This is a genomic window from Paenibacillus sp. ov031 (genome assembly GCF_900143165.1).
Lineage (GTDB): Bacteria > Bacillota > Bacilli > Paenibacillales > Paenibacillaceae > Paenibacillus > Paenibacillus marchantiae.
Window position 1 is genome coordinate 1 of the sequence record NZ_FRDO01000005.1, and the last position, 26,416, is coordinate 26,416.

A 26,416-nucleotide genomic window follows, 5' to 3' on the forward strand; every position below is an offset into this window, starting at 1 on the left:
AATCATACAGTCCGAAGACGTGTACCGATTTCTCAGCGTCGATCTTGCAAGCAAGATCGTTACTCACTCGTTGTTCAGTTTTCAAAGATCAAACTTGTTTCACTGCCGTGTATTGTTCACCTCAGCAACTTTTATATCTTATCACATCCGAACCAACTTTGCAAGCTCTTTTTTCAAGTTTCTTTCGAAGCTTATTTCATTCGCTTGCCGCACCGTGTTTCTCGTGTTTTCTTGGCCGGAATTAGAATATACCATGTACAGATTTCGAATGCAAGCTTTATTTTCAATTTATCTGTGAGGGGTTCTCTTCTTCCTCTCTACTCCTATTTATACCTTATACGATACTCATCCCTCATCAGCAACTATCTTTCTAATCTCGGAGAATAGCAACTCTCTCACATTACAATAGTTTCTATTATATATAGTAGAGTGTCTTTCAAACTGGCTATATCCAGCTGCTATTTAATTCTCGTCGTGCTGTTTTTCAATTTTGCTATTTTGGTATACACATAGGGCCTGATGATCTTACCATCCGATCCGCTTACATCAAAGAAAACCAACGTTATGCTTCTTAGTCAACTCACGCATCAATTTACAGGCATCTTACGCAACAGACCATGCGAATGCAGCATAAATCACTTCTTTTCCAAGCGAGTATTCTGTTAATCAATTATCTGTTCCCGCTCCTTCCATCGCTTCAAACACATCATCGTCCACATTCATAGAAAGAAATGCCCGAATAGGAATGCTCCTCCGACCACTTTCGACTACTTTGTATGCTCACTATACCATCTTCATAAACGACGCTTTATCAAATGGAGCTCTTGGCTGGATAAAAAATCATCAAATCATAACTCATGTATGTTCCTCCTTTATATATAGAAGGAAGAAGAAAGTCAAAGTTCATGCTACATATATAGAAGAAACAAAAAAGCGAAAGCCCCGTTAATGTACCAAGGCTTCCGCTTCTTTTCATTTGTACAATAATAAATACATCATAAGTATCTGACCCAATCCATTCAGTCAAACCTTTATTCCCCACCTATAAATACATACCGACATATAACAATGATAGCCAATATCCACATAAGCCAGTGTATCTTCACTTTGCGATCCGTAACCAGGTTACCGAATACGGCCAGGATTACATAAGATACAATCCCTGCAGAAATCCCGTTTGCAATTCCTCCAGTGAAAGGCATCAATACGATGGTAAGAAACGCCGGGAAAGCTTGCAGGAAGTCATCCCACTCAATGCTACGAACCTGATTCATCATCAAGACACCCACGATGATCAACGCCGGAGCTGTTGCAGCGGACGGAACAACCAATGCCAGTGGAGCAATAAACAAAGCCAGGATGAACAGGATACCTGTCGTTACAGAGGTCAGACCTGTACGTCCACCAGCTTCGACGCCTGAGGCACTTTCAACGAATGCGGTAATTGTACTTGTACCCAGTGCAGCCCCTGCACTTACACCCACTGCATCCACGAGCATTGCTTTACCAATTGTTTTCTCGCCTTTCTTCTTATCCTTCATAATCCCCATTCGTGTTGCTGTACCCACCATTGTTCCAAATGTGTCAAACAGCTCTACAAAGGTGAAGATGAAGATGATTTCAAACAATCCAAGGCTAATTGCACCTTTCAAGTCCAGTTGTCCAACCGCCAGATCGCTGAAGTTAGGCAACCAGCTTGCACCGGATAAACCGCTGAGATTCGTAACGCCCATGGGGATACCAATCAACGTTGTAGCAATGATACCGATTAGCAGTGCACCTTTGACGCGCATAACCATCAGTACAGCTATAATGAGCAGTCCAATCAGTGCCAGTAATGCATCATGATGTGTGATGAAATTACCTAAAGACAGATTAAAACTGCTGCCAGGAATCGGTTGGCTCAGATCTGCATCAGGTGCAACATTAACTGTTACAGCGACCAGATTAGCAAGTTTGAAACCTACAATGGTAATAAAGAGACCAATACCAACGGTGATTGCCATTTTTAATGAGTCTGGAACTGCAACGAGCAGCATTTGACGAATTTTGGTTACTGTCAAAATAATAAACACGATACCAGAAATAAATACGGCTCCGAGAGCTGCCTGCCAGGAAATCGCACCGTTGGAACTCAGAACCACGGTCATGAAGTAAGCGTTCAAACCCATACCTGGTGCAAGGGCGATCGGAATGTTAACGAACAATCCCATAATGATGGTCATCAGACCAGCACCCACGGCTGTTGCAAAAAATACTGCATTGTCCGACATACCGGCTCCGGCTGATCCCAAGAACAACGTGTTTACGAAAAGAATGTACGCCATTGTCATAAAGGTAGTAAGACCCGCAACAATCTCCGTTCTAACGTTCGTTCCGTTTTCTTTTAATTTAAAGAAACGATCCATAATTCAATAATTCCCCCTTAGAGATGTTGAAGCCTTTTGAAAAACGACAAATACCCCTGAGATGAATGCATCACCCAGGGTTTTAACTGATGAGGAGTGGCACGGTGCCAATTAGGGAGAACAAAAAAAATTCTAATGTGCGTGATGTCATGCCCGACGCAATCATGTAGAATTCATGTGCTCAGCCTTCTCCTCTTCGTAGCCAGATCATTAGGGTGATCTCGTAGAGACTCCCAGGCCAATCCCCGGGATTATACGAAGTAGTATGCGCTATTTGTGTGTTTCCAATCACTATTTTAGGAGGGTTACCTCTAGTTTGTCAATGAGAAAAACGAATATTATTATCACTTATCATATAAATCGTTCGTATTATTTAACAAAATGAACCAGTTCAGCGGTTTACCACCCAAATTAAACTGAGGTTTCACAAATCAAAAAGCTACCGCAATCAAAGGTGGCAAGCACACTTTGATTGCGGTAGCTTCATAGGTTACCGTTACCGAGAGGATGGATATGTGATGAAGATCATGTATTTGGATATTCAAAAAGCTTAGGTATAGAGAGCAGTCTGCTACGGTTACTAGTTCATTTTTTTGCATGATAGGTCCTATGCCATATATTCTAAATCTCTGTCTGACGCACGTCCTGTGCCTGCTGTTGTTCCTGACCTGTATTATCGGTCGATCCCTCAGACAATTCCTGATTCTGTGCTTGATCGGAAGATGAATCTGCTGCCTCTAAGTTCACAAATGAAGAATCTCCCGCACCAAGAGCCAAGTCCTGCATACCCGAGCCGCATCCTGCCAGCATCACCATCAGAAACGCACTTCCAATGCCCATCTTCCATTTGCTCATATTGTCGGTTTTACGCATACATTCAATTCTCCTTTCAGTTGCCATATAGCCTTATTCTGTACTTAGTGTACAAGCCCGACATGAAAATAATATGAAACGAACTTAAAAAAGAAATTAAATATTCAGAGATTCATCGTTATACCACCATCCGCTCTCATCCCACATGCCTGCTGCCATTATCGCCTGCTTCGCCACTTTTTGCTGTTTGGCACTTTTCAAATGAACGATCATTCTTTCCAAGGATTTATGATAAATCAGGGATTCGATATCTTCGGCATTAATATGCTTCATTTGCAGAAGAGCGAGCTCTTTCAGACTTTTGGAAGTCTTTGCCCAGTCAATATTCTCCACATTCACATTGTTCAGGAAAACACGCTGTAATTCAGTCAGATTTTCAAGAGACGGCAGACTCGTTAGATGCGGCTGGTCCTCTATCCCTAATAAGCGCAATCCCTTCAATTCAGGCAATACGGATAGGTCAGATAATCCTTTCACCCTTAGGAGCTTCAACAATTGCAAGGAATCCATGCCCGCAAGGCTATCCAGATTCTCTGCTCCACCAAAACTGAGATGAAGTTCGCGCAAACCCGTTAAATCTTTTAAGTATCCCAATTCCTTTAAGGGCATTCCCGAAACATAGAGGGACCGGAGTGAAGACAATGTTCCGATCGTTTCGATGTTAGTTGTATGACCATTCACACTCAGCGTTTTAAGCTCGGTAAAGCGGTTAAGTACGGACAAATTGGTTTTCTTTGTTTTAGTTTTGCCGATGCGGAGCTGCTCTAAAGTGTTAGGTACAAGTGTTAATACATCAAGAGATTCCGCTTCAAATACGTCAAAAGCAAATTCTTTTAACCTTAGCATTTCACCTAAGCCCTCAATCCCATGAACGCGTCTATTACAATCAATCACAAGCTTTTCTAAATGGTTCATATATCTTAGACCAGACAAGTCGCCAGATTGCGAATGAAAGCCATATATGCGAAAAGTAACATCGGGTCTGTTGGCAAACAGCTCCTCATTCAATATCTGCATCAGGTTCACATCCGGGATATTGTGCTCGCTGTATTGAACAATCTTTAGCTCAGGATGAGCCGTAAATGCGACAACCTCCTCACGAGTCCATCCCGGGTTGAGTTCTATTCTTTCCTTCATCCGCTATTATTCCTCCTTACAGAGTTTCTTCTTCGTAATATCTATTGGTTGGTCCATTGATTATCTAAACCAAAGTATAAATAACGTCTGGCGCAAACACAAAATGAAAAGAAAAAAGAGACCGAAGCTCCTTTAACGGAAACTCCGATCCCTTGTTATTAAATCTGTATAGATAACTTCTATTCCCACTCAATCGTTGCTGGCGGTTTGGAAGTTACGTCATACACGATACGGTTTACGTTATCCACTTCGTTAACGATCCGCACGGAGATTTTCTCCAATACGTCCCAAGGGATACGTGCCCAGTCAGCTGTCATACCATCGATGGATGTTACAGCACGGATACCTACAGTATAGGAATACGTACGCGCATCACCCATAACCCCAACACTCTTCATGTTAGGCAGGGCCGTAAAGTATTGCCAGATTTCGCGGTCAAGACCGGCTTTGGCAATCTCCTCGCGCAGGATGTAGTCCGAATCACGAACGATTTTGAGCTTGTCCTCCGTTACTTCGCCCAGTACACGGATAGCAAGACCCGGACCTGGGAATGGCTGACGCCATACAATTGCTTCTGGCAGACCGCACTCTTCGCCGACTTTACGCACTTCGTCTTTGAACAAGGCACTCAGTGGTTCGATCAGCTTGAAGTTCATGTCCTCAGGCAATCCGCCCACATTGTGGTGGGATTTGATAGTTTGAGCTGTCGCTGTGCCACTTTCCACGATATCCGTGTACAGTGTACCTTGCGCCAGGAATGCAAAATCATCAAACTGCTTGGATTCTTCGTCAAATACGTAAATAAACTCGTTACCGATAATTTTACGTTTTTGTTCCGGATCATCCACGCCTGCCAGTTTGGACAGGAAACGCTCTTGTGCATCGATTTTGACAACTTTCATGTCGAATTTGCCGACGAACGTCTCCATTACGCTCTCCGCTTCGCCTTTACGCAGCAGACCATGGTCGATAAACATACATGTCAGTTGGTCACCGATGGCTTTGTGAAGCAATGCAGCAACAACGGAAGAATCTACACCGCCGCTAAGTGCGCACAATACTTTACCATCGCCCACTTTTTCACGGATATCCTTGATCGTATCTTCGATAAACGTCTCCATGCTCCAGTTGCCTTCGCAACCACAGATTTCGTACAGGAAGTTTTTGATCATTTCATTACCGCGAACAGAGTGACGTACTTCTGGATGGAACTGAACAGCATACAATTTGCGCTCATCGTTGCTCATCGCTGCGATTGGCGCACTTTCCGTGCCTGCATCCAGTTTGAATCCAGCAGGAAGAGCAACCACGTGGTCACCATGACTCATCCATACCGTATGTTCACCTTCGATACCTTGTGCAAGAGCAGAACCTGGTGCAAACTCGATATCCGCTTTACCGTACTCACGCTTCTCGGAACGCTCCACTTTACCATCAAGCTGTTGCGCCATAAGCTGCATGCCGTAACAAATTCCGAAGATTGGCACTCCCAGATCATAAACGGCCGAATCTACGTGTGGTGCATTTTCTGCATAAACGCTAGATGGTCCGCCCGAGAATACGATTCCTTTTGGTGATAATTCTGCGATTTTCTCCGCCGGTGTGTTATACGGCAAAAGCTCGCTGTATACGCCCAGATCCCGGATTCTTCTGGCGATTAACTGGTTGTATTGGCCCCCAAAGTCAAGGACAACCACTATTTCATTTTGCTTATTCATTACCGAGCCTCCCTCAATTAATGAAACTAATTATACGCAACGACAAAACATACCGTCAAGGAAAGGCGAAACTCCTTTTTTCGACATCTCAAAACATGGCATATTCAACGCCTGAGATTACAATATTTAGTCGAATATTCTCGCCTCCATTCTATATATTTCCGATCGGAAATATAAGAAAAGGGTTGACGCACTATTTTCATCATAAAAGAGATCTTCCGCATAAAGCTCACGGTGTATGATCGCGGAAAGACGCCTCATTCGCTTTATGGGGCGAGAAAGGCGTCCTATGTTTAGTGCTGCGCTGTACTTCGTGTTACAGCGCCTGCATGCGCCGGGCCAGTTGAAGTGCCCGGCGCAGGAAGTCCAGACTGTCCGCGCGCAGCGGACGGTCCGGCCCGTACAGCAGCCGTTCCCAGTCGGCTGCGAACCGCGCGATGTCCGCGCCGTCCGTGCCTGCGGCTACGGCGGGTGACGCTGCATATTCACGCAGCGTCATTCCCGGCGGCCGCGGGCCGTAGCGGCGCGCGAGCGCGGTCCAGACCGGAGCGGCGGCGCTGAGCAGCCGCTCGCGGTCCGGAAAGCTGCTGCGCGGCCACGCCAGCAGCAGCCTTAGCCGCAGCGTGGGGCGAAGCCGCCGCATGCGGATGGCCCCGGCGGCGCACAGCAGCGCCGCTGCCGCAAGGGCTGCCGCGAGCCATGGGTGCGCGGCAATGGCCCGTGCGCGGGCGAGCAGCCATGCGCCCGCGTGAGCTACCCCGCCGTCCGTCTGCGGCGGGGTTACGGCAACGGGCTGCTGCCCGCTGAGCGCAGCGGCATCTTGGCCTTCACCCTGCGTCATGGTGAAGCCCGGCGTAGCCTCAAACGGCATCCAGCCCGCACCTAGAAAATACACTTCTACCCAGGAGTGTGCATCTCCTTGGGTCACAATGTATTGCCCGGAGACGTCCGCATCGGCTTCCCCGGGCCCGAATCCCTTCACCCAGCGTGCCGGAATGCCCTCTGCACGTAGCAGCACAATCATAGCTGTCGAGAAATGATTGCAATACCCCTCCCGTGTAACGAATAGAAAATCGTCCACAAAATCAGTTCCTCGTGGTGGCATACGGGTATCCAGTGTATATTCGGCGTGGTCCGCAAGATACGACTTTACGGCTTGCACGGCATCATAACGACTCTCACTTCCCTGAATGATTTCCTTCGCAAGAGCCTGCACACGTCCGGGAAGCGTAGTTGGTAGCTGCAAATACGTTCTGCGAATTGCCGCCGGATCTTTCATGTTGGACTTCTTTCCCAGAAGGCGTAGTTGTTCAGGTGTTGCCACGGGAATCACGATGTCTGCCGTATAACTTTTGACCGGTTGATTGTCATAGGTAGCCGCCAGCCATAACGTGGCGGAATCTTCATTTGATAGTAATAAACGTTTATTCTTCTGATTATCCCTGTTCTTATCCTGGAACGAAAGATTGAGTGGCATTCCACCTGTAAAGAGGGGATTGGGTCCTCTCCATTCTCGCTTCATCGTTACCGTTTGACGAATACGTTGCCAATAGGCTGGATACTCCCAACCATCGGTACGCACCAATCCAGATGGACTTGCCGTCTCAAAGCTCTGCACAGGATCACTCCAGGTGCTTCCGTTATAATATGAACGGGTCTCGCCCCGCCAATACGTAGCTTCCGGACTTTTCGCCGTAAAAAAGATCGTGTCTCCCTGCACCAAAGGTGCGCCCATTGGTGCATCCGCTGTACTATATCCTGTGACGGCGGTTGTGGCAGGAATACTTCCGTGCTGTGTATAGCCTGCCCAGCGGGCCAGCCGTTCACCCATCTGCTCAAGGGATATACGTTCCGGTGGAGGAATGGAAGCAAGTTGACCAGGAATCGCTGAGAAAAGTACCATACCTGCAGACACCGCAAGCGTTACCGTGCACCAACGGCCATAAGGACTATGCTTAAAGATCGGTGTAGTGACCCCGCCATTAAGGCGAAGCAACTGTAACATGGACTGAATGAGTAGAATCCACAGCACAGAACGTATCACCGAAGCATATACATCCAGTCCGGCAAAGGATTCAAGCAGCAGCAAATAGACCAATGTTGCACTGCCAAACAGCATCACACTTCGTCGCAGCAGTACAAGGGACTGCACGGAAGCCATCAGCATGCTCCAACCGCACATCATGAGCAGACCTCTTGTCTCCACACTAATCGAGTGAACACGCCAGGTACTCATGAAACTGCCCATATCCTCAGAAAGAGTGGCCGGATATGTAACAGCCCATCCAGCGGGGTCATTACCTCCATACATACAACATAATGCGGCTAGAGCAATGAGGAGTCTAATCAGTATTCCCGTGATCCAGCCGGTACGAAGCAACCCCGCGAGCAGCAAGGTTCCTGTTAATCCTGCCATCACGGACAAGAATCGTTCACTGCCCTGCTGACCCGTTGACGTAACCGGATAAATCCACTCCAGGGACAATATAAGCAAAATGGCGGAAAGACCGATTCTGTAAAGGAGAGGCTCCGAATTTTGGCCATGACTCTTCAAATCCACTCCAGATGTCCTGGTTTCCCCTTTATATATGGAATGCACAGACTCTAATCCCAAACTGGCGGTGTGCCTCCGGTCAGCCACAGTGGAGTTCACTTGAGGGTTTCCATTATGCTCCCACATCCGTTACCTCCGCCTTTCTCATTGAAGGTAAAGAGCTGTCTGTGATCCAATGGATCTGTACTCCACTTTGACGAAGCTGTTCCAGACTTTCATTGCCCATGTCACGAATGGTTCGATCTATTGCAATAGACTGTGCTGTTTCTGAAACTACAGTGGTATCAGAAGTCGCATCACCTTGAGTTCCTCGCTTCTGAGCCATATTGCTGCTGAGGGATTCCGCTCGCGATATAGGTGATGGATCTTCTCCAGCCATGAACTCCGTTAACTGAACCTCTACCCTGTATCCCAACCCAATTGCACACATTACCCACTCCACAAGAGCTTCGTCCATTCTGCCGGTGAGAACCACAATTCGTGACCCGATCGCCATTCTATCCAACATCTCTGTGCGAAGCGAAGGAGGTACAACTTGAGCCGTGGCAATTCGTGCCTGCGCCAGCTTGTCTAACGCATGGTTTTCAGGAGAATGCAGTAGTTCTTGTTTCCATTTCTCCCGAAGAGCAGATCCTGACCCACCGCCTTCCGTCCACACTTGATAAGGAATGTTGTCCCGTTCAGCGGTATGAACCCAACGAGCAGCTGCACGGACCGCACGTTCAAAAGCAGGCATATCCCTCTTCTCTGACTGCCGCATTTCATAACCCGATGCACCTTCATACACCAGTATACCCAGCGAGACAGAATCGGAGGTTTCAGGCAAAAACGTCTGAAGTCGACCCGTTTTGGCTGTGCTTTTCCAATGAACACGCCCCAGTGGGTCTCCTTGCTGATATTCCCGGAACTCAGGACTGCGATTCCCCTGACTGCTTCTTCGCTCAGACAGGGCATCTTCCCCCACGGCCGAGTATTCTCCAGGATTACTCTCACCCCATTCCGTAGCTTGGGGAACAACAATTAGCGAGGTATGATTCACAGTCTCTGCGGAGACCGTATTCCATCCGAAAACATCACCCCAGTACAATCTGCCTGATTCCCATCTGTACACACCTCTGCGCAAACCCGATAATTCATATTGATACGTAAACTGGCGACGGGTTCCCGGAAATAGTAATTTACGATGTACACCGGCAGGTGTATTCTCACACAGAATGATCCATAACAGTGGAATCGGGCAGTCGAATTTCAGTTCCACTGCCACCCGCGTTCTTTCGCCTGCCACAACCCGATTCGCATGCATTTGCCGCCGAATGTTAATATTGCGCGGACCGAAAAAATGGATGATCAGTGCGCTTGCGAGCATCAAGGCCGCTATAATGGACAGAAATAGCGCGGCTTTGCCGCCATGCCATACATATAAAGAGGCAAAAGCCACGACCAGGACAGCACTCAACATTCGTTGACCCAGCGCATTCATTGACGCCGTCCCCTTCCCTGTGCCGCCATCTGTACAGGTACAGGAACCGATGACAGAGCTTCCTGAATCAATTGCGCCTGTGCCCAGATTTCGGCTCTGTTCTGGGCTTTTAATTGAACGCGATGGGAAAGGACCGGTACAGCCATCTCTTTCACATCATCGGGAATGACATAACTGCGTCCTTGGAGGTAAGCAAACGATTGTGCAGCAGCCATCCAGGCCAATGTTCCACGAGGGCTGATTCCCAGTCTTACCGATGGGTGACTTCTTGAGGCAACGGCAACAGCAACCAGATACTGTTTGACAACAGGGTCCACATGTACATGTTTTACTTCACGCTGCATAGCTACGACTTCTTCAGCAAGCATGACAGGGCGAAGCTCATCAAGCAGTTCTCTGCTTTGCATCCGGGTTAACAGTTCGACTTCCTGCTCCGGATCAGGGTACCCCAGTCCAATCTTCATGAGAAAACGATCCAACTGCGCTTCAGGCAGACGATAGGTGCCCTCAAACTGCAACGGATTCTGCGTCGCCAGCAAAAAGAATGGGCGCGGCAAAGCATAGGTTGTGCCATCCACCGTAATGCGTCGTTCCTCCATCGCTTCCAGAAGTGCCGACTGAGTACGAGGGGAAGCGCGATTGATTTCATCAGCCAGAACAATATTGGACATGACGGGTCCTGGTCGAAACTTGAATTCTCCCGTATGCGGATGATACATCGACGTGCCCGTCACATCTGCCGGCATCACGTCCGACGTGAACTGAATTCGTCCCATGGAGCAATCCAGCGCAGAAGCGACGGCGCGAACCAGCATCGTTTTACCTGTACCCGGTACATCTTCCAGAAGTACATGACCTCCACTAAGCATTGCAGTTAACACATAACGAATCTCTTGTTTTTTGCCAATGATCACACTTTCAACTCGCTTCATAACTCTATTCAGCAATTCTACGGCATGTTCATGTTCCATTCGGATATAAGACATTTCTTCTAATCTCCTTCCATCCATCGGCATTCCTGAACCATACTAATCTATGATTCAGTGTTGCCCGGAAGTAGAGAGAATAGTCCTGTACGAACGACTTTATTCAGATCAATTTATCCAAATACATACTGTTAGCTGCTGCCAGAGGAACGCTGGCTTTAACCATCCATTCCTTTTCATTCGCCTTTAGTGAATCAACGGTTACTCCCATATGCTCCATCAATTCCCGTAGCGGAACCCAAATCGTTCCTCCCTGGCTCTGAACGACTCCCTCTGTCGTCCTGTCATTCATCTGGTCTGCACGTTTCGTTGTCAAGTCTCCGCTGATACTGTCTGCATGGATGGTTCGGTCTTTCCATATGGCTGTAGCTGTCCGGGTCTCTGCATTCCAGCGAGCGCTGCCACCGAACTTTTTCATAAAGGTCCGCAAAGGCACCATGATCCGCTGATCTTCCACGCGAAATTCTCCTTGCTTCAACGTGGCTGCTGCCAAGCCAATTTCCACCTTCAATTCCTTGCCAGCCAACCACAGATTGCTGTTCTCCTGTACATTTTCTGCAACCCATTCCTTACCCGGAGCTTTGCGAGACTTGTATTTACCATTGGAATCGATGCGGAATTGAACAGGCTGATCCGTGGCCTTCATCGTGTCAAAACGAAAACCTTGATCCTGGTAATACTTGATAATGCCAGGTAGTGCTTTTACCGTCTCAGCATGAGCGCCTCCATCATGCATCAATACAATGACCGAACGTGCCCCGGCAGGCACCTTGGTCGCATTGCGTAAGATCTCTTTGGCCGGAACACCCTTTCGTTTGGAATCACCACTGTCTACGTTCCAGTCCATAACGGTGTATCCGCCCAATTTCAGCAAATCAAAATAACTCTTGTCGAAATGTCCATAGGTACCGCCCGGTGCCCGGACCAGATTCGGCCGAAATCCTGTAATTCGCTCTACTATCGCCTCAGTCTGTTTGATCTGCTTCCAGAACACTTTGAAATCACTGTACAGCTGTTCATAATTATGATTAAACGTATGATTGCCCAAAGCATGTCCATCTTCCACAACCGCACGGATCATCTCAGGATAACGTTCTGCTTGCTCACCAAGCACAAAAAATGTAGCCAAAACCTGCTCCTTGCGCAAAATATCCAATACTTCACGGGTATGGTTACCCGGTCCATCGTCAAAACTCAAATAGACTACCTTGTCTTTAGGATTATCTTCTTTGGAGGCGGATGCATCAGACCCTGATACAGAGGAAGCGTAAGTTGTGCCTGCCGATGCAGCGAATACACACAGCAGTACCACAATGCGAATTATAAGCACAGACCATTTTCCAGATAAAATTGTATGTATTGGTGTTACCATGTTCGAATCAACCTCCAACGTCTCTAGTGAATTTGCTGATAGACTTCAGCAGATTTGTTAGAATTATATGGAGGACGCGCTGAAAAAAGACGCGATTTTGTTTTATAATTTTTCACAATTTGGGATGGCTCGTGATTGATTCTTCGCTTCGGATTAGGTAGCATAATGGACAGGTAGGATCGTGAACAAAACTCCTTGGAGAGTACGTATCTCCTCCCACCCTGTCTGCAGGAGAGTGAAGTCTATTGGAATTGCTTGAGAAGGTCCAGCATCTGTTTGGATCCTACGGATACAGCGTTTTGTTTTTTGGCTTATTGCTGGAATTCATCGCCCTTCCCTTCCCGGGAGAAACGACTATGGCTTATGCAGGGTTTCTGTCCTACAAGGGTCATCTGGACTTTGGAATACTTGCCATCCTTGCTTTTCTGGGAACCACGATTGGCATGACGATCACCTATTTTATTGGGGCCAAAGCAGGTCTGCCGTTCATTACACGATATGGAAAATGGTTTCTGATGAAACAGGACAAGCTGGATAAAACGCAAAAGTGGTTTGCCAAGTACGGCAATGCCCTGATCTTCATCGGTTATTTCATTCCGGGAGTGAGACATTTCACCGGATATTTTGCGGGCATAGCCGCTGTTCCCTTTCGCAAATTCGCTCTCTATGCCTATTCAGGCGCACTGTTGTGGGTCATGCTGTTCCTGGGCATCGGTAAAATATTCGGCCCCCAATGGAACGCGGTGTTCCAGCTTGCTCATCAATATGCACCTTACATCGTGGCGGGGATCGGACTGTTGCTGATTGCAGCCGTACTGTACCGTTATCGAAAAGCGTGGGCAGCCCGATCATTGCGCAAGCCTGCCGCCATTCGGCAAAGACAAAAATAAACGGTACCATTCACATATCTATCGATGATATCAGTGGTTGAATTCAGACACATTTAGCGCAAAGGTTTTTCTGCCTATTAGATGTGGGAACACCAGGTTAACCCTTCTGTTATTAATAAGGAGCTGCATATCGCGGCTCCTTTTTTTCATGTTTTTTTTTTATTTTGTGGGATATTCAATAACACTTTTGTGATAATCCTGATTCATCCAGGTCATACTAATTTGCAAATATAGGGTGTATAAGGGGTGAAGGAATGAGTACAACAGCGCAGAGCAGCCAGGATCAGAGAATATCTCCGAATCTTACGGAAAATACGGATTATTGTAAGAAGGTGATGGGGAATAGCAAAGACTTGATGATTCGTCCTCTGCAGTGTTTGCACAAATGGCCTTCTGTCATGTTGTACATCGATGGGATGGTAGACGTGCAGATTGTGAATCATTCCATCCTGGAATCCTTGTTACAAACCCGTGAGCTGCCTGACTTCTCAGCGGAAAATGAGCATCTGATCTATCTCCAGAATGATGTCTTGGTGGCCAGCAACGTAATATTAATCGAGGAGATGAAAGACGTCCTTGATGCTCTCTTGGCAGGCTTTGCCGTTGTGCTGCTTGAAGGATCGAATCAAGGCCTGAAAATCGCAGCAGCGGGCTGGGAAGACCGTGCCGTCGGCGAACCCATCTCCCAAACGGTTGTTCGCGGTCCCATGGAGGGCTTTAATGAAAATTTGCGAACGAATACAGGCTTGATCCGCAAACGAATTCGTGACCCCCATCTCTGGATTGAAGAAAGGGAGCTTGGCCGAGTCACCAACACCAGGGTAGCCGTGGTATATCTGGAGCATATCGTCGATCAAGAGGTTATAAAAGAACTGCGGCGAAGGCTTGATGAAATTGATATTGACGCTATTCTGGAAAGTGGATATATCGAGGAGCTCGTGCAGGACAAAACAGGTACGATCTTCCCTACGGTCTATAACAGTGAGCGACCAGACACCGTATGCGCCGCACTGCTTGAAGGTCGGGTCGCGATCATTGTAGACGGTACTCCTTTCGTACTGCTTGTTCCCGCTCTGTTTGTTCATTTCTTTCAGTCCCCCGAAGATTATTACCAACGGGCCGATATTAGCTCATTGATTCGAATGATTCGTTATCTAGCGTTCTTTATTGCGCTGCTCGCTCCATCCTTCTATATTGCCATTACTACCTTTCATCAGGAGATGCTGCCCACCAACCTGCTTATTAGTCTGGCAGCTCAGCGAGAAGGTGTTCCATTTCCGGCATTCATCGAAGCCATATTGATGGAGCTGACCTATGAAATTCTGCGGGAAGCCGGCATCCGTATTCCAAAGACCGTCGGTCAAGCCGTTTCCATCGTAGGTACCCTTGTTATTGGTCAGGCCGCAGTAGATGCTGGCGTTGTATCGGCTGCCATGGTTATTATCGTATCCATTACAGCGATATCCAGTTATGTTATTCCGGAAAATGGACTCTCCATTTCTGTGCGGATTCTGCGATTTGTCCTGATGATTCTGGCTGCTGCCTTTGGTTTCTACGGAATTCTGATGGTTCTACTGATTACAGTAACCCATCTATGCAGTTTAAGATCTTTTGGTGTGTCTTATATGTCCCCGTTCGCACCTTACATCGGGAAGGATCTCAAAGATACCATATTCCGCGTGCCTTGGACCCGGATGAAAACCCGTCCGCTCTCTACCGGAACTGCGAACGAAACCAGACAAGCTAACAAAAAAACGAAGCGATAATCGGTAAGGAGAACGTGTATGAACAAATGCCTACAATTGATTCTATCTTTTGCCGTTCTGCTCCCTCTCCTTACCGGATGCTGGGATCGACAGGAACTCAATGAGCTTGGCATCATGCTGGGTCTTGGTGTAGACAAGGATGGCGATATGATTAAGGTTAGTGCTCAAGTGGTTGTTCCCAATGAAGTATCCTCCAAGTCAGGAGGAGGTAAAGGAACGCCTGTGACTCAGTATCAGGCTTCTGCGCCTACCTTGTTTGAAGCCATTCAAAAGTTAACGGAATCTAGCCCACGTCGTATATTCATGGCACATATCCGCGTGATGGTCATTGGCGAAGAGTATGCTCGCAAAGTGGGCATTTATGATATCACAGAAGCATTAATGCGCGAGCCTACGGTTCGTCCTGACTATTACGTCATGGTTGCACGAAATACAACAGCTTCCAAGGTGCTAGATGTGCTGACACCACTTGAAAATTTACCTGCGGAGAAGATGTTCAATTCATTGGATGTATCCACCAAGACTTGGTCACCCACAACAACCGTAACTGGGGATCAGTTAATGGAATACATTTTGGCTCCTGGAATACAGCCTGTAATTACCGGAGTGGAGGTTGTTGGTCAACCTGAGAAAAGTGGAAGTCAAGCTAACATTGCGACCATTAAGGCTCCTGCTAGCCTCAACTCAACAGGACTGTCTGTATTCAAGGGAGACAAGCTGATTGGGTGGCTAACCGAGGATGAATCCAAGGGATATAACTACATTCGAAACAATGTGGTATCCACCATCAGCCATCTTCCCTGCCGAAAAGAAGGATATGTGACCTTCAAAACACTTCGTACAACGACCAAACGGAAAGCAAAAGTCGTAGCAGATCACCCTTTAATCAATATTAAAATCAAAAATGTATCTTCCATAGGTGCCGTTGAATGTGGAATCAAAATCGGTTCAATGAAAGTACTCAAGGAATTGGAACAGGACAGTGAGGAACGGCTTGTAGAACTGATGCAAAAATCCATCAAATCGGTACAGCGCAAGTTTCACGTTGATATTTTCGGATTCGGGCAAGAGGTCTACCATGCTGATCCCAAGTTCTTCAAAAAGGTGGAGAAAGATTGGGATAGTTATTTGGAAAATCTGGATGTTCATTACGATGTCAATGTTCAAATCAAACGTGTAGGTACACTGGATGATTCGTTCAAAGATCAAATTAGGGAGTGAGACAGGTGTTAATTACACTTAGTGTCATTGTGACCGCAGGGGTCATTGGGTGGTTCGATCTGCCGGGGCTCATACGTAGCAAGGAATGGAAAGAATTGGCTGTTTACAGTGTCTTACTGCTCTTGGCTACCATTCTCAGTGTCTTTGCGGCCAACCTGTGGGAAATCCCAAGCCCACTTTATCTCATCATATGGATCTATGAACCTGTAAATCAATTTCTGGCACACTTGACTGGAACTTAAGGAAAAAAGGAGGGGACATTATGCTTGAACAGGGTCGCATCGGAACAAGACAATTGTCCATCCTCATTTTTATGATGGTGGTCGGGGATATGATGCTCATCTATCCCTCGGTCATCACATCCTATGCCAAACAAGATGCCTGGATATGCGCTCTTGTCGGGGTTCCGTTGGGAATGGCCCTCACGCTCATGTTTTTAAAGCTGTGCAGTCTGTATCCGGAGGAAAATCTGATACAGATTTCACGGAGCATTCTGGGATTTTGGCCAGGCAGTCTTGTATCCGCATTTTACCTATTCTTTTTTGTAATAGGTGCCTCTACGCACACCCGAGAGGTCGGAGATTTCCTAACTTCCCAAATCTTTCAGTACACCCCGATTCGAGTCATCATTCTGATGTTTGTTATTACAGTTGGCTGGGGGTTATATCATGGTCTGGAGACGATGGGGAGAAGCAGTGAATTGCTGATGCCTATCCTTATCGTGTTTATTCTCGTGCTTGCATTCTGTCTACTACCTCAGATTGATCCCAGCAATTTAAAGCCTGCTACAGATACTGGCGTTGTTCCCATCCTGCAGGGTATTCTCATAAGTATCATATATCCCGTAGGTGAACTGGTCCCCATTATGATGATTATTCCCTACACGCTAAAACAGGCTCACCGAACTCGGGATGTTCTTATGGCGGCAGGACTTGGCAACTTGTTGCTGGCTATATTGGTTACCATCTCTCTGCTTGTTCTAGGTGCTTTCCTTACACAGCACAACATCTATGCTTCCTTTATTTTATCTCAGAAGATTAGCATTGGTGGCTTTTTTGAGCGTATTGAAGCCATTATGGCTTCTTCCTGGCTCATCTCCACGTATGTTAAAGCGATGGTGTATATGTACGCATTTATCCTCGGATGCGCCGAACTATTTAGGCTCAAGCAGTATCGGATACTCATCCTACCTGCAACATTGCTTATATTTGGCCTTGCCAATCTGGTCTCGCCCAATTTGACCTTCATCGTCATTACCGTCGTTCCATATTGGGTAGATTGGGATACCACATTGAGCATTATATTGCCAGGGCTGTTACTGTTGGTGCATATGTTCAAAAAGGGTTGGAAAAACAAGCCTTCGGGATAAGGCAATGCTGGAGTTCTAATATGTCAGGAAGGAGGCTGGAGACCATGATAATTAAAGATAAAATTACCATTCGGCAATTTGCCCTGCTTACCTTTCTTGTCATGGTTGGGGATATGATTCTGATCTATCCTTCGTTGGTCACAACCTTGGGTAAACAGGATGCATGGATATGCTCTTTCCTCAGTCAGCCCATCGGTCTATTTATCATTTGGATTTTGTACAAACTACAACAAACCTACCCTGAACTATCTTTAATCGAAATTTGCAAGAAATTGCTTGGTCCATGGATTGGATCAGTCTTGTCTGCTGGTTACCTGTTCTATTTCGCTATAGGCGCTGCCATCTGTATCCGGGAAGTTGGAGACTTCATGACGACTCAAATCTACCTCCAGACCCCCATCCGTGTCATTTTGATTATGCTCATGTGTTCCCTGATCTGGGGCCTAATGAAAGGATTGCAAACCATGGGAGCAACCAGTGAACTGTTAACTCCTATTGTTTTTGTTTTTATGGTTCTCCTGTTCGTGGGTTTGCTGCCCAAAATAGATGTCTCACATCTGCAGCCTATCTTTAACATCAGCCGGGTTCATTTGATTGAAACCGTTATTCGCGGATCCTTTACCGCCTTCGGGGAGCTGCTCGTGCTTACTATGATTCTTCCTTATGTAATGCGAGGGCCGCACCTTAAACGAGACTTGTTGCTTGCCACTTTCTGCGGAGGTCTGCTCCTGTGTGTATTGCTATTGTTTTCCCTTATGGTTGTGGGTCCTTTCCTAACCCAGCATAATATTTTCATTTCGTACACCCTGTCTCAAAAAATTAATATCGGTAACTTCTTTGAGCGCATTGAAGCCTTCATGGCTACTGCCTGGTTAATTGCGACCTATTTCAAAAGCCTGCTGTACATGTTCGCTTTTGTTATCGGACTAGCTCAGCTGTTTCAGTTGAAAACATACAAACCACTCATTCTCCCTTCATCCTTGCTCATGTTTGCATTGGCCATCCTGATCTCCCCCAATGTCATTTTTTATATCGAAACCATCATGCCTGCATGGGTGGATTGGGACATTACTTGCAGTTTTATTATTCCTCTGTTGCTTTTACTTGTTCATCGCATTCGCTTTGGCAAGAACAGAAAAAATCAGTCCCATCCAGAACGATTGCCCACATAAAAAGGCTGTATTCACGGTATAACCCGCGAATACAGCCTTTATTATGAAGTGAACATTTTTTTGTTGTATAGAGAACAGACGAGTTTACCTTCCTAAAGTTGCTGCAAAGCCTCAAGTGCTGCTTCAATATGCCCTTTGACTCGCACTTTAGACCACGACTTCAGCAGTATACCCTCTTCATCAATAAGAAACGTGGAGCGTACCATCCCCATGTATTCCTTGCCATACATCTTTTTGAGCTGCCATACGCCGTATTGTTCGGCAACCTGATGTTCTTCGTCGGATAACAGGATGAATGGTAAGCCGTATTTGGCAATGAATTTGTCGTGCTGCTTCATCGGATCAATACTAATCCCCAGAATAACTGTATTTAATCCCTTGAACTCCTCATGACGATCACGGAAATCACATGCCTGCTGTGTGCAGGAAGAAGTCATATCCTTCGGGTAAAAATATATCAGCACCCGCTGTCCGCGATAATCGGAGAGTTTTACCGTCTCTCCCGTACTGGACGGAAGTTCAAAGTCTGGTGCCAGCTTGCCTTCGGTTAATGTCATCTCATTTCCTCCTATATCTCGTCTATACTTTCAATGGATATCTGTTATGATCCTGCTCCGCGATACTTCTTCACGCCATAATTCCATAGCAGAAGACCGATGGAGCCAAACACCAATCCCATCACAGGTGTCAACATCGCCATACGATGCATTTCGGATCGTTCCAGGAACAGGGCTGCCGGATAAATGCCCACGAAGGCAAATGGAATGACCCACGTTAACAGGACCTGAATCGCGCGGTTATAGATGGTTACCGGATAACGTCCATATCCCTGAATGTTGTACATTAATGGCAGGATACCTGTAGGCGCGTCCGAATAAAATGATAACGACGTCAAGGTGATATAGATTCCTGCATAGATTAGCACTGAACTAATAGTAAGAATAATGAGGGCCGGAATATGCCACCACTCCAGCACAAGCCCCATCTCCGCACCGCTGATGACCATAATGATCAGACCGATAAACGAACCAACGAGTGCAGGCGGGTCCACATTTTCGAGTAAAATCTGGAACAGGTTATGCGCAGGTCGTGTTAATATGCGATCCATCTCGCCTTTGACAATATACCGTTCACTGAACCCCCACAGATTGATAAAGCAACTGAAGATACCGTAAGGCACCATAAAATATCCATAAACAAAAAGGACTTCACTCTCACTCCAGCCGCCCAAATTATCCGTATGTCGGAAAACCACAAAGATAAAGATCAGATTGGTTGCCTGGAACAGCAAATCCGAAAGGATTTCGACCCAAAAATCGGCGCGGTACGTGAGACGTGTTTTCATGTAATTTTTTAAATATTCCCAGATCAGACCCATATAGTACACTCTGTTATCCTCCTTGCACGAACAGACGCTTGCGCGCCTGACGCCAGATCAGCATCATCGGAATGAGCAGTATGACAAACCAGAACACCTGAATGCCGAGTACGCTCCAGATGCCTGTGCCCTCCACTCTTCCTGTGAAAACCGAACCGGGTAGATACGTAATGGCCTGAAAAGGCAATACTTTCATCACTGCGGACATCCAGCCCGGATAGAGGCTGATTGGAATGATCAGACCTGAGAACAGATCAACCACGACACGTTTCATACGCATCATGCCTTCATTGTTTTCCACAAAGAATGCGGCCAGCCCCGTAATGACATTAATCTGGGAATTAATGAGGAAACTGAAGAACAGCATGACCAGAAAGCCAATCCATGCGGACGGCGCCGTGGGCAGTTCAACCGGGAACAACAGAATCGCAATGAGCATTCCAGGAATCATAAGCAGCAGGAAACGGAAAATACCTTCGCCCAGACCCTGCATCATTTTGACCATGACATAGTTGATCGGTCTTATGAATTGAATGGCAATGGAGCCATCCCGAATGTCTGCGGCTATTTCCCGGTCCAGGTTGTTAAAATAAAATGCACGCGCCATCCACGATACAGCCACATATGTTGTCATCTGAGCTGCCGTAAAACCGCCCAGTTCACCACTACTGCCGTAAATGGCTTGCCATGTAAAGTAATACACGCCGATATTCAGCGTATATATCAAAATGCCGGAATAATAATTCACCCGGTATGCAAGCATCGTCAGGAACCGGATGCGCATAAAATCAAAAAATGCACTATTCATCTTAGGATACACCCACCGCTTCGTTCTTTGCTCCCACAATCTCGGGACGCTCGGCGGAACCGGATTGGTAAATACTGCGCACAATCTCATCCGTGTTAATCTCAATAATCTGAATATCGGTAATATCTGCCTGTCCAACGACGCGTCCCAGCACATCCGACACGTTGAGTTCAAGTGGAATCCAGACCGATGCGGACAGTTCATTCTCCACCGTCCAGCGAACAGGGAGCGCAGCAGTCCACTCCAGCATTTGTTCCATGGGATGAGCCGTGCCAAACTTGAACCGGATCTCCCGTTCCTTGCCCCACTGAGATTTCAGATGATCCAACCCGCCATCATAGATGATATTGCCCGCATCGAGCATAATAACTCTAGAGCATAAAGCTTCGATGTCCTGCAGATCGTGGGTTGTCAGCAAAATGGTTGTTCCGTGTTCCTTATTCATGTCTTTCAGAAATTCACGGATTTCCGATTTCACAACAATATCCAGACCAATGGTAGGCTCATCCAGGAAAACAATATCTGGATTGTGCAGCAGCGCAGCGACCAGCTCACAGCGCATACGCTGTCCAAGACTGAGCTTACGAACAGGACGGTTCAGCAAATCCTGAAGCTGTAACCGCTCAACCAGTTCATCCAGACGTTTGCGGAAATCGACCTCACCTACTCGATACACCTTGCGCAGCAGATGGAAGGACTCAATAACACCGATATCCCACCAGAGTTGGCTGCGTTGACCAAATACGACACCAATATTCTGCACAAACTTCTCACGTTCCTGATACGGAACATATCCACCAACCGATATTTGCCCTGAAGTAGGCACCAAAATGCCGGTCAACATCTTAATCGTTGTTGATTTACCGGCACCGTTCTCCCCAATATATCCGCATATTTCGCCTTGCGGAATTTGAAATGAAATATCATTTACAGCCAAGACCTCCTGGTATTGACGTGCAAACAGATCCTGAAATGCGCCCTTAAGCCCTCCTCGACTTTTCTGGACGCTGAACGACTTGCGTAAATCTTTGACATCAATCGCCAGCATGATTATACCTCACTTGGATTTTGTTGAAATTGCTTGTAGCCCAAAAAGAAATTATAATAGTATCAGTCAAAATTCAGCAAGCTTTAAAAAATAGTCTGAGGCCGCGTCCTCTGTTGTATCACACAGATATGTCGTGTACGGAAAGCCCGGGCTAAATCAATTTGGACTCATCTTCATTTATTTTGAATACAAAGGAGAGCTAGCATGACCAGAAAGACGAAGAGAACCATTTGGATTTCTCTTGCCGCCTTCGTGCTTATTGTTGGAGGCGCTGCGGCATTTTATTTCGGTTCTATTCTCAATCAGTTGAATGGCTTGCAAAAGGAAGGCGATGAATCGCCGTTTGCCGGTATCGAAAATGTTGAAAAAGTAAGTACACCGGATCCTCCGAAATGGGAAGGCACCGAAACGGTTAATATTCTCGTTATGGGTGTTGATGCCCGCGGGCTGGAGAAGGGGGAAGTTCCTCGTTCTGACAGCATGATGGTCGTTTCGCTTGACCCACTCACCAAAAAAATTAATCTATTCTCCATTCTGCGCGACACATACGTCAACATTGACGGATATGGCAAGGAACGAATCAATACTGCTATTACCCATGGTCCCAACGTAGCAATGAAAGCTGCTGGAGACCTGCTGGGTATCCCTGTCCAGTATTATGTGTATACCGATTTCCAAGGATTCATCAAATTGGTGGATGCCGTTGGCGGTGTGGATTTTGACGTAGAGAAGGACATGCACTATACAAGTAAAGCGGACAATAATGAATACGATATTGATCTGAAAAAAGGCTACCAGCATTTGGATGGCGATACGGCTCTCATGTACGTTCGCTTCCGTCATGACGCCATGTCGGATTATGCCCGCTCCGAGCGGCAGCGCGAATTCCTGAAAGCTGTAGCAGCGAAAATGCAGTCAACGACAACGATTGCCAAACTGCCTTCCATTCTGGAAGAAGTAAATCCTTATGTAGATACCAATCTGACCCTCTCCGACATGTGGAAGCTGGGCGGACTCGGATATCAGAGCAGCATGAACGGCAGCGAGCAAATCCCGCCAATGAAAATGCTCAAGGAAGAGCGTACACCGGGCGGAGCTGAGGTGCTGACGGTAACCAGTGAAGAAAAACTTAAGCAATATATTCAAGATATCATTCATCCTCCTGCTCAAGAGGAAGGCAGTACTACTGGAGCCGAAGACAAAACGGCAAGTGGTGACGAACAAAACTCCAAGCAACCCGCACAGTAATGAAGTGCAACACGCAGAGGGCAGCCCACATGCTGCCCTCTCGCTGTGTTTGGTTTATCTAATACGAAAGGAAGTTATCTTATGAATCCATCACGTTCCCGTTCCGAGCTTTTATACGAAGAAGCACTTCAACATATTGTAGGAGGTGTGAACAGTCCCTCCCGCTCATTCAAAGCGGTGGGTGGCGGTGCACCTGTATTTATGAAAAAGGCGCAAGGTGCGCATTTCTGGGATGTCGACGACAACCGTTATATCGATTATCTCGCAGCCTACGGCCCAATTGTTACAGGACATGCTCACCCTCATATTACCCAAGCGATTACCGAGGCAGCAGCCAATGGTGTACTGTACGGTACGCCTACGGAACTTGAGATCAAGCTCGCCAAAATGCTGAAGGAAGCCATTCCTTCAATGGACAAGGTTCGTTTTGTAAACTCCGGTACAGAAGCGGTCATGACCACCATCCGGGTTGCCCGCGCCTACACCAAACGTAATAAAATCGTGAAATTCGCCGGATGTTATCACGGTCACTCCGATCTGGTCCTTGTGGCAGCAGGTTCGGGGCCTTCCACGCTGGGTATTCCGGATAGTGCAGGTATTCCAACGAGCATTGCGCATGAAGTCATCACGGTACCTTTCAACGATCTGGACAGCCTGAAAGCAGCTCTGGAGCGTTGGGGCGATGATGTCGCTGCAGTCATGGTTGAACCGATTGTCGGCAACTTCGGTATGGTTATGCCGGAACCTGGCTTCTTGGAAGGACTCTGTGCCATGACTCGGGATAACGGCTCACTCGTTATTTACGACGAGGTCATTACAGCCTTCCGTTTCCACTATGGCTCCACACAGACGTACGCGGGACTGGACAATCATGCGGAGATCGAACCGGATCTGACTGCACTTGGCAAAATCATCGGCGGCGGTCTGCCCATCGGTGCTTACGGCGGTCGTAAACAGGTTATGGAGCAGGTTGCTCCACTTGGCCCGGCCTATCAAGCCGGAACGATGGCTGGTAACCCTGCGTCTATCTCTGCGGGTATCGCTTGTCTGGAGGTTCTGCAAGGCGAAGGTGTATATGCCGAGATGGAACGTCTTGCAATTGATCTGACAACAGGCCTTCAGGCTTCTGCGGATCGTCATGGCATTGCGTTAACCATTAACCGAATTCGTGGTGCCTTTTCCACCCACTTCTGTGACCATCCGATTACGAACTATGATCAAGCCCAGGATACCGATGGGGAACTGTTCGCTTCCTTCTTCCGTCATATGCTGAATCGTGGCATTAATCTGGCTCCTTCCAAATATGAAGCCTGGTTCCTGACCACTGCACATACGGACAAGGATATTCAAGAAACATTGGAAGCCGCAGAATCTTCCTTCAAAGCTATGGCTCAGGCGTAAACCGTTATCTAACAATTCACAAGTCGCAGCATAGCATGTCACTGAAATTAAATTAATCACATGAAATAAAGGCGTCCCACAAGCGATTATTCCGCTTGTGTGGACGCCTTTTGCAGTTTCATTATCTCCTCACGGATAATCCTCAGCCCTTCCTTGATCCGTTGCTTAGGTACATTGGATATGTTTAACCGCAGCATTTTATCCTGATGTACCTCCTGTGCACCCTCCGGAAAATATCGTTCTGTTGTATCGGCAATCACTCCCCGTTGCTCCAACCGGGACAGCAAGACCTTGAGTGGCATATCCTTAGGCAGTGGCAGAACCGTATGCTCCCCTCCTGTGCGTGGTGCATTCACAAACGGAGTAAAGTCCGGGTAAGCATTAAGCTGTTGATACAGCTTGTTCATCCGGGCAGCATAACGACTGCGGATGACTTTGCCATGGTGGGCAAACATCCCGTTACGGATGTAGACTTCAAGTGCTGCCTGGGATAGTACTGCAGTGTCAATATCGAGCATTTTTTTGTATTTACTAAACGATGCAGTAAGACTGGCAGGCAGAATAGCCACGCCAATCCGCAGGCCGGGAAACAGGATTTTGGAGTAACTTTTCAAATAAATGACTCGCCCTTCTGTATCATAGGACCATAATGGGTCCTGCTTCGTGTTCTCTTCCAAATCAGCCAAGAAATCATCCTCTACCAGATAGACATCATAACGCTGCGCCAGGCGGATTAATTTTTTCTTCTCAGCTGCCGTCAGGGAAGTCCCAATCGGGTTGTGAAAACGCGGCATAACATAAAAAAATTTGATGTCTCCTTCGCGGAACTGTCGTTCGAGCGCGTCCCAATCCAGGCCCTCCAGAGAGCGCCTGACACCTGCAATAGGGACATTCAGTCCTTGTAGAAGCGAAGGCATATTATGATAACCCGGCAGTTCCAGCATTACCTGCTTTTTCCCATTTGGAAAAGGCATTAACGCCAGCACAGCTAGAGCTTGCTGCACCCCTGAAGTAATAAAGAACTGCTCCTTCCGGGCAAACACCTGATAATCGGCGAATTGCTTCTGCAACAATTCAATCAAGGAAGGCAAGCCTCTCTCGGTTCCATACAAAAACAAATCCGCCTGTTTCTTCTCCATTGCCTGGTCCACACAATGGCGAAAATCGGAATAAGGGAATACTCGCGGATCAGGAGCTGCGGAGGCAAAATCCAGCGGTCCCTGCCACTCTCCATCCTCCACTTCGGCTCCATTCTGTACCGCATAATATCCAGACTGAGGCACCGCGTAGACCAGATGCCGCTCTTCCAGCCACTCATACGCTCGTATGGCTGTACTCACACTACATTGATATTGCTCAGCCAGAACACGCACAGCCGGCAGTTTGATTCCTTTATCCTGCCATTGTCCACTATTCTGCTGCCGCAATTGGTCCTGAATCCATTGCTTAAGTGATTCGGCGATGATTTCGTATTTTCTCATTGGATTCTGCCACTCCTCCGACTTCAGCATTACCTTAAGTGTACCGGTACAATAAACGTTTTTGTCTATTGTACCACTATTGGTCTGGCAGTATATTGAATAAGGT

At 47.1% G+C, this 26,416-nt stretch carries 21 protein-coding genes and 1 riboswitch; of the genes, 8 read left to right on the forward strand and 13 right to left on the reverse strand.

The window, feature by feature from the left end; genetic code table 11:
- Positions 1-1,031 precede the first annotated feature (1,031 nt).
- From BUA17_RS20360 to BUA17_RS20395, 8 genes are all read right to left on the reverse strand, one after another.
- Positions 1,032-2,408 carry an NCS2 family permease gene (locus tag BUA17_RS20360; RefSeq protein ID WP_063568417.1) on the reverse strand — a complete coding sequence of 459 codons (1,377 nt, stop codon included), beginning with the start codon at positions 2,406-2,408 and terminating at the stop codon, positions 1,032-1,034.
- Between the two features lie 179 nt (positions 2,409-2,587).
- Positions 2,588-2,687, reverse strand: a riboswitch (purine riboswitch).
- Positions 2,688-3,029: 342 nt separating this feature from the next.
- A complete protein-coding gene (locus BUA17_RS20365; RefSeq protein WP_072734818.1) occupies positions 3,030-3,281 on the reverse strand; it encodes a hypothetical protein in 252 nt (83 codons plus the stop codon).
- Between the two features lie 96 nt (positions 3,282-3,377).
- Positions 3,378-4,418 (reverse strand): leucine-rich repeat domain-containing protein, encoded by a 1,041-nt coding sequence (locus tag BUA17_RS20370; RefSeq protein ID WP_072734819.1) that lies wholly within the window; start codon positions 4,416-4,418, stop codon positions 3,378-3,380.
- A gap of 179 nt (positions 4,419-4,597) precedes the next feature.
- Positions 4,598-6,136, reverse strand: a complete 1,539-nt coding sequence (gene guaA, locus BUA17_RS20375; RefSeq protein WP_072734820.1) for a glutamine-hydrolyzing GMP synthase — start codon at positions 6,134-6,136, stop codon at positions 4,598-4,600.
- 316 nt (positions 6,137-6,452) lie between these two features.
- Entirely contained in the window at positions 6,453-8,816 is a 2,364-nt protein-coding gene (locus BUA17_RS20380; protein WP_072734821.1) for a DUF4129 domain-containing transglutaminase family protein, read from the reverse strand.
- The gene (locus BUA17_RS20385; protein ID WP_072734822.1) at positions 8,803-10,170 is read right to left on the reverse strand and encodes a DUF58 domain-containing protein; all 1,368 of its coding nucleotides are present in this window, start codon (positions 10,168-10,170) and stop codon (positions 8,803-8,805) included. The genes BUA17_RS20380 and BUA17_RS20385 overlap by 14 nt, the downstream gene beginning before the upstream one ends.
- The gene (locus BUA17_RS20390) at positions 10,167-11,156 is read right to left on the reverse strand and encodes an AAA family ATPase (RefSeq protein WP_072734823.1); all 990 of its coding nucleotides are present in this window, start codon (positions 11,154-11,156) and stop codon (positions 10,167-10,169) included. Before BUA17_RS20390 ends, BUA17_RS20385 begins: the two co-directional genes overlap by 4 nt.
- Positions 11,157-11,259: 103 nt before the next feature.
- Positions 11,260-12,528 (reverse strand): polysaccharide deacetylase family protein, encoded by a 1,269-nt coding sequence (locus tag BUA17_RS20395; protein WP_072734824.1) that lies wholly within the window; start codon positions 12,526-12,528, stop codon positions 11,260-11,262.
- A 245-nt stretch (positions 12,529-12,773) separates the two neighbouring features.
- On the opposite strand from BUA17_RS20395, the gene BUA17_RS20400 reads away from it, so the two are divergent.
- The 6 genes from BUA17_RS20400 (at position 12,774) to BUA17_RS20425 (ending at position 18,946) form a co-directional block, all read left to right on the forward strand.
- Positions 12,774-13,418 (forward strand): DedA family protein, encoded by a 645-nt coding sequence (locus BUA17_RS20400; RefSeq protein ID WP_072734825.1) that lies wholly within the window; start codon positions 12,774-12,776, stop codon positions 13,416-13,418.
- A 254-nt stretch (positions 13,419-13,672) separates the two neighbouring features.
- Positions 13,673-15,184, forward strand: coding sequence for a spore germination protein (locus tag BUA17_RS20405; protein ID WP_063568174.1), 1,512 nt, complete (start codon positions 13,673-13,675; stop codon positions 15,182-15,184).
- An 18-nt stretch (positions 15,185-15,202) separates the two neighbouring features.
- Positions 15,203-16,405 (forward strand): Ger(x)C family spore germination protein, encoded by a 1,203-nt coding sequence (locus BUA17_RS20410; protein ID WP_072734826.1) that lies wholly within the window; start codon positions 15,203-15,205, stop codon positions 16,403-16,405.
- Between the two features lie 5 nt (positions 16,406-16,410).
- Positions 16,411-16,647 carry a hypothetical protein gene (locus tag BUA17_RS20415; protein ID WP_063568172.1) on the forward strand — a complete coding sequence of 79 codons (237 nt, stop codon included), beginning with the start codon at positions 16,411-16,413 and terminating at the stop codon, positions 16,645-16,647.
- A gap of 20 nt (positions 16,648-16,667) precedes the next feature.
- Positions 16,668-17,774, forward strand: coding sequence for a GerAB/ArcD/ProY family transporter (locus tag BUA17_RS20420; protein WP_063568171.1), 1,107 nt, complete (start codon positions 16,668-16,670; stop codon positions 17,772-17,774).
- 44 nt (positions 17,775-17,818) lie between these two features.
- Complete coding sequence (locus BUA17_RS20425; RefSeq protein ID WP_072734827.1) at positions 17,819-18,946, forward strand: GerAB/ArcD/ProY family transporter; 1,128 nt, start codon at positions 17,819-17,821, stop codon at positions 18,944-18,946.
- Positions 18,947-19,038: 92 nt separating this feature from the next.
- Here BUA17_RS20425 and bcp read toward each other — a convergent pair whose 3' ends face one another.
- From bcp to BUA17_RS20445, 4 genes are read right to left on the reverse strand one after another with little or no spacing between them, the layout of a single operon-like run.
- Positions 19,039-19,503 (reverse strand): thioredoxin-dependent thiol peroxidase, encoded by a 465-nt coding sequence (gene bcp / locus BUA17_RS20430; protein ID WP_063568169.1) that lies wholly within the window; start codon positions 19,501-19,503, stop codon positions 19,039-19,041.
- 44 nt (positions 19,504-19,547) lie between these two features.
- The gene (locus BUA17_RS20435) at positions 19,548-20,324 is read right to left on the reverse strand and encodes an ABC transporter permease (protein WP_170867911.1); all 777 of its coding nucleotides are present in this window, start codon (positions 20,322-20,324) and stop codon (positions 19,548-19,550) included.
- Between the two features lie 13 nt (positions 20,325-20,337).
- Positions 20,338-21,132 carry an ABC transporter permease gene (locus BUA17_RS20440; protein ID WP_053779604.1) on the reverse strand — a complete coding sequence of 265 codons (795 nt, stop codon included), beginning with the start codon at positions 21,130-21,132 and terminating at the stop codon, positions 20,338-20,340.
- 1 nt (position 21,133) lies between these two features.
- The gene (locus BUA17_RS20445; protein ID WP_063568167.1) at positions 21,134-22,180 is read right to left on the reverse strand and encodes an ABC transporter ATP-binding protein; all 1,047 of its coding nucleotides are present in this window, start codon (positions 22,178-22,180) and stop codon (positions 21,134-21,136) included.
- 204 nt (positions 22,181-22,384) lie between these two features.
- Between BUA17_RS20445 and BUA17_RS20450 the strand changes: the two genes are divergently transcribed.
- Positions 22,385-23,428 carry an LCP family protein gene (locus BUA17_RS20450; RefSeq protein WP_072734829.1) on the forward strand — a complete coding sequence of 348 codons (1,044 nt, stop codon included), beginning with the start codon at positions 22,385-22,387 and terminating at the stop codon, positions 23,426-23,428.
- 81 nt (positions 23,429-23,509) lie between these two features.
- A complete protein-coding gene (locus BUA17_RS20455) occupies positions 23,510-24,829 on the forward strand; it encodes a glutamate-1-semialdehyde 2,1-aminomutase (protein WP_072734830.1) in 1,320 nt (439 codons plus the stop codon).
- An 86-nt stretch (positions 24,830-24,915) separates the two neighbouring features.
- Here the strand turns inward: BUA17_RS20455 and BUA17_RS20460 are convergent, their stop codons facing one another.
- Positions 24,916-26,310 carry an aminotransferase-like domain-containing protein gene (locus BUA17_RS20460; protein WP_072734831.1) on the reverse strand — a complete coding sequence of 465 codons (1,395 nt, stop codon included), beginning with the start codon at positions 26,308-26,310 and terminating at the stop codon, positions 24,916-24,918.
- Positions 26,311-26,416 lie beyond the last annotated feature (106 nt).

Excerpts from the sequence above, each read along its gene's own strand:
- BUA17_RS20360 (WP_063568417.1), bottom strand. The coding sequence starts at position 2,408 with ATGGATCGTTTCTTTAAATTAAAAGAAAACGGAACGAACGTTAGAACG.
- BUA17_RS20365 (WP_072734818.1), bottom strand. The coding sequence starts at position 3,281 with ATGCGTAAAACCGACAATATGAGCAAATGGAAGATGGGCATTGGAAGT.
- BUA17_RS20370 (WP_072734819.1), bottom strand. The coding sequence starts at position 4,418 with ATGAAGGAAAGAATAGAACTCAACCCGGGATGGACTCGTGAGGAGGTT.
- guaA (WP_072734820.1), bottom strand. The coding sequence starts at position 6,136 with ATGAATAAGCAAAATGAAATAGTGGTTGTCCTTGACTTTGGGGGCCAA.
- BUA17_RS20380 (WP_072734821.1), bottom strand. The coding sequence starts at position 8,816 with ATGTGGGAGCATAATGGAAACCCTCAAGTGAACTCCACTGTGGCTGAC.
- BUA17_RS20385 (WP_072734822.1), bottom strand. The coding sequence starts at position 10,170 with ATGAATGCGCTGGGTCAACGAATGTTGAGTGCTGTCCTGGTCGTGGCT.
- BUA17_RS20390 (WP_072734823.1), bottom strand. The coding sequence starts at position 11,156 with ATGTCTTATATCCGAATGGAACATGAACATGCCGTAGAATTGCTGAAT.
- BUA17_RS20395 (WP_072734824.1), bottom strand. The coding sequence starts at position 12,528 with ATGGTAACACCAATACATACAATTTTATCTGGAAAATGGTCTGTGCTT.
- BUA17_RS20405 (WP_063568174.1), top strand. The coding sequence starts at position 13,673 with ATGAGTACAACAGCGCAGAGCAGCCAGGATCAGAGAATATCTCCGAAT.
- BUA17_RS20410 (WP_072734826.1), top strand. The coding sequence starts at position 15,203 with ATGAACAAATGCCTACAATTGATTCTATCTTTTGCCGTTCTGCTCCCT.
- BUA17_RS20420 (WP_063568171.1), top strand. The coding sequence starts at position 16,668 with ATGCTTGAACAGGGTCGCATCGGAACAAGACAATTGTCCATCCTCATT.
- BUA17_RS20425 (WP_072734827.1), top strand. The coding sequence starts at position 17,819 with ATGATAATTAAAGATAAAATTACCATTCGGCAATTTGCCCTGCTTACC.
- bcp (WP_063568169.1), bottom strand. The coding sequence starts at position 19,503 with ATGACATTAACCGAAGGCAAGCTGGCACCAGACTTTGAACTTCCGTCC.
- BUA17_RS20435 (WP_170867911.1), bottom strand. The coding sequence starts at position 20,324 with ATGGGTCTGATCTGGGAATATTTAAAAAATTACATGAAAACACGTCTC.
- BUA17_RS20440 (WP_053779604.1), bottom strand. The coding sequence starts at position 21,132 with ATGAATAGTGCATTTTTTGATTTTATGCGCATCCGGTTCCTGACGATG.
- BUA17_RS20445 (WP_063568167.1), bottom strand. The coding sequence starts at position 22,180 with ATGCTGGCGATTGATGTCAAAGATTTACGCAAGTCGTTCAGCGTCCAG.
- BUA17_RS20450 (WP_072734829.1), top strand. The coding sequence starts at position 22,385 with ATGACCAGAAAGACGAAGAGAACCATTTGGATTTCTCTTGCCGCCTTC.
- BUA17_RS20455 (WP_072734830.1), top strand. The coding sequence starts at position 23,510 with ATGAATCCATCACGTTCCCGTTCCGAGCTTTTATACGAAGAAGCACTT.
- BUA17_RS20460 (WP_072734831.1), bottom strand. The coding sequence starts at position 26,310 with ATGAGAAAATACGAAATCATCGCCGAATCACTTAAGCAATGGATTCAG.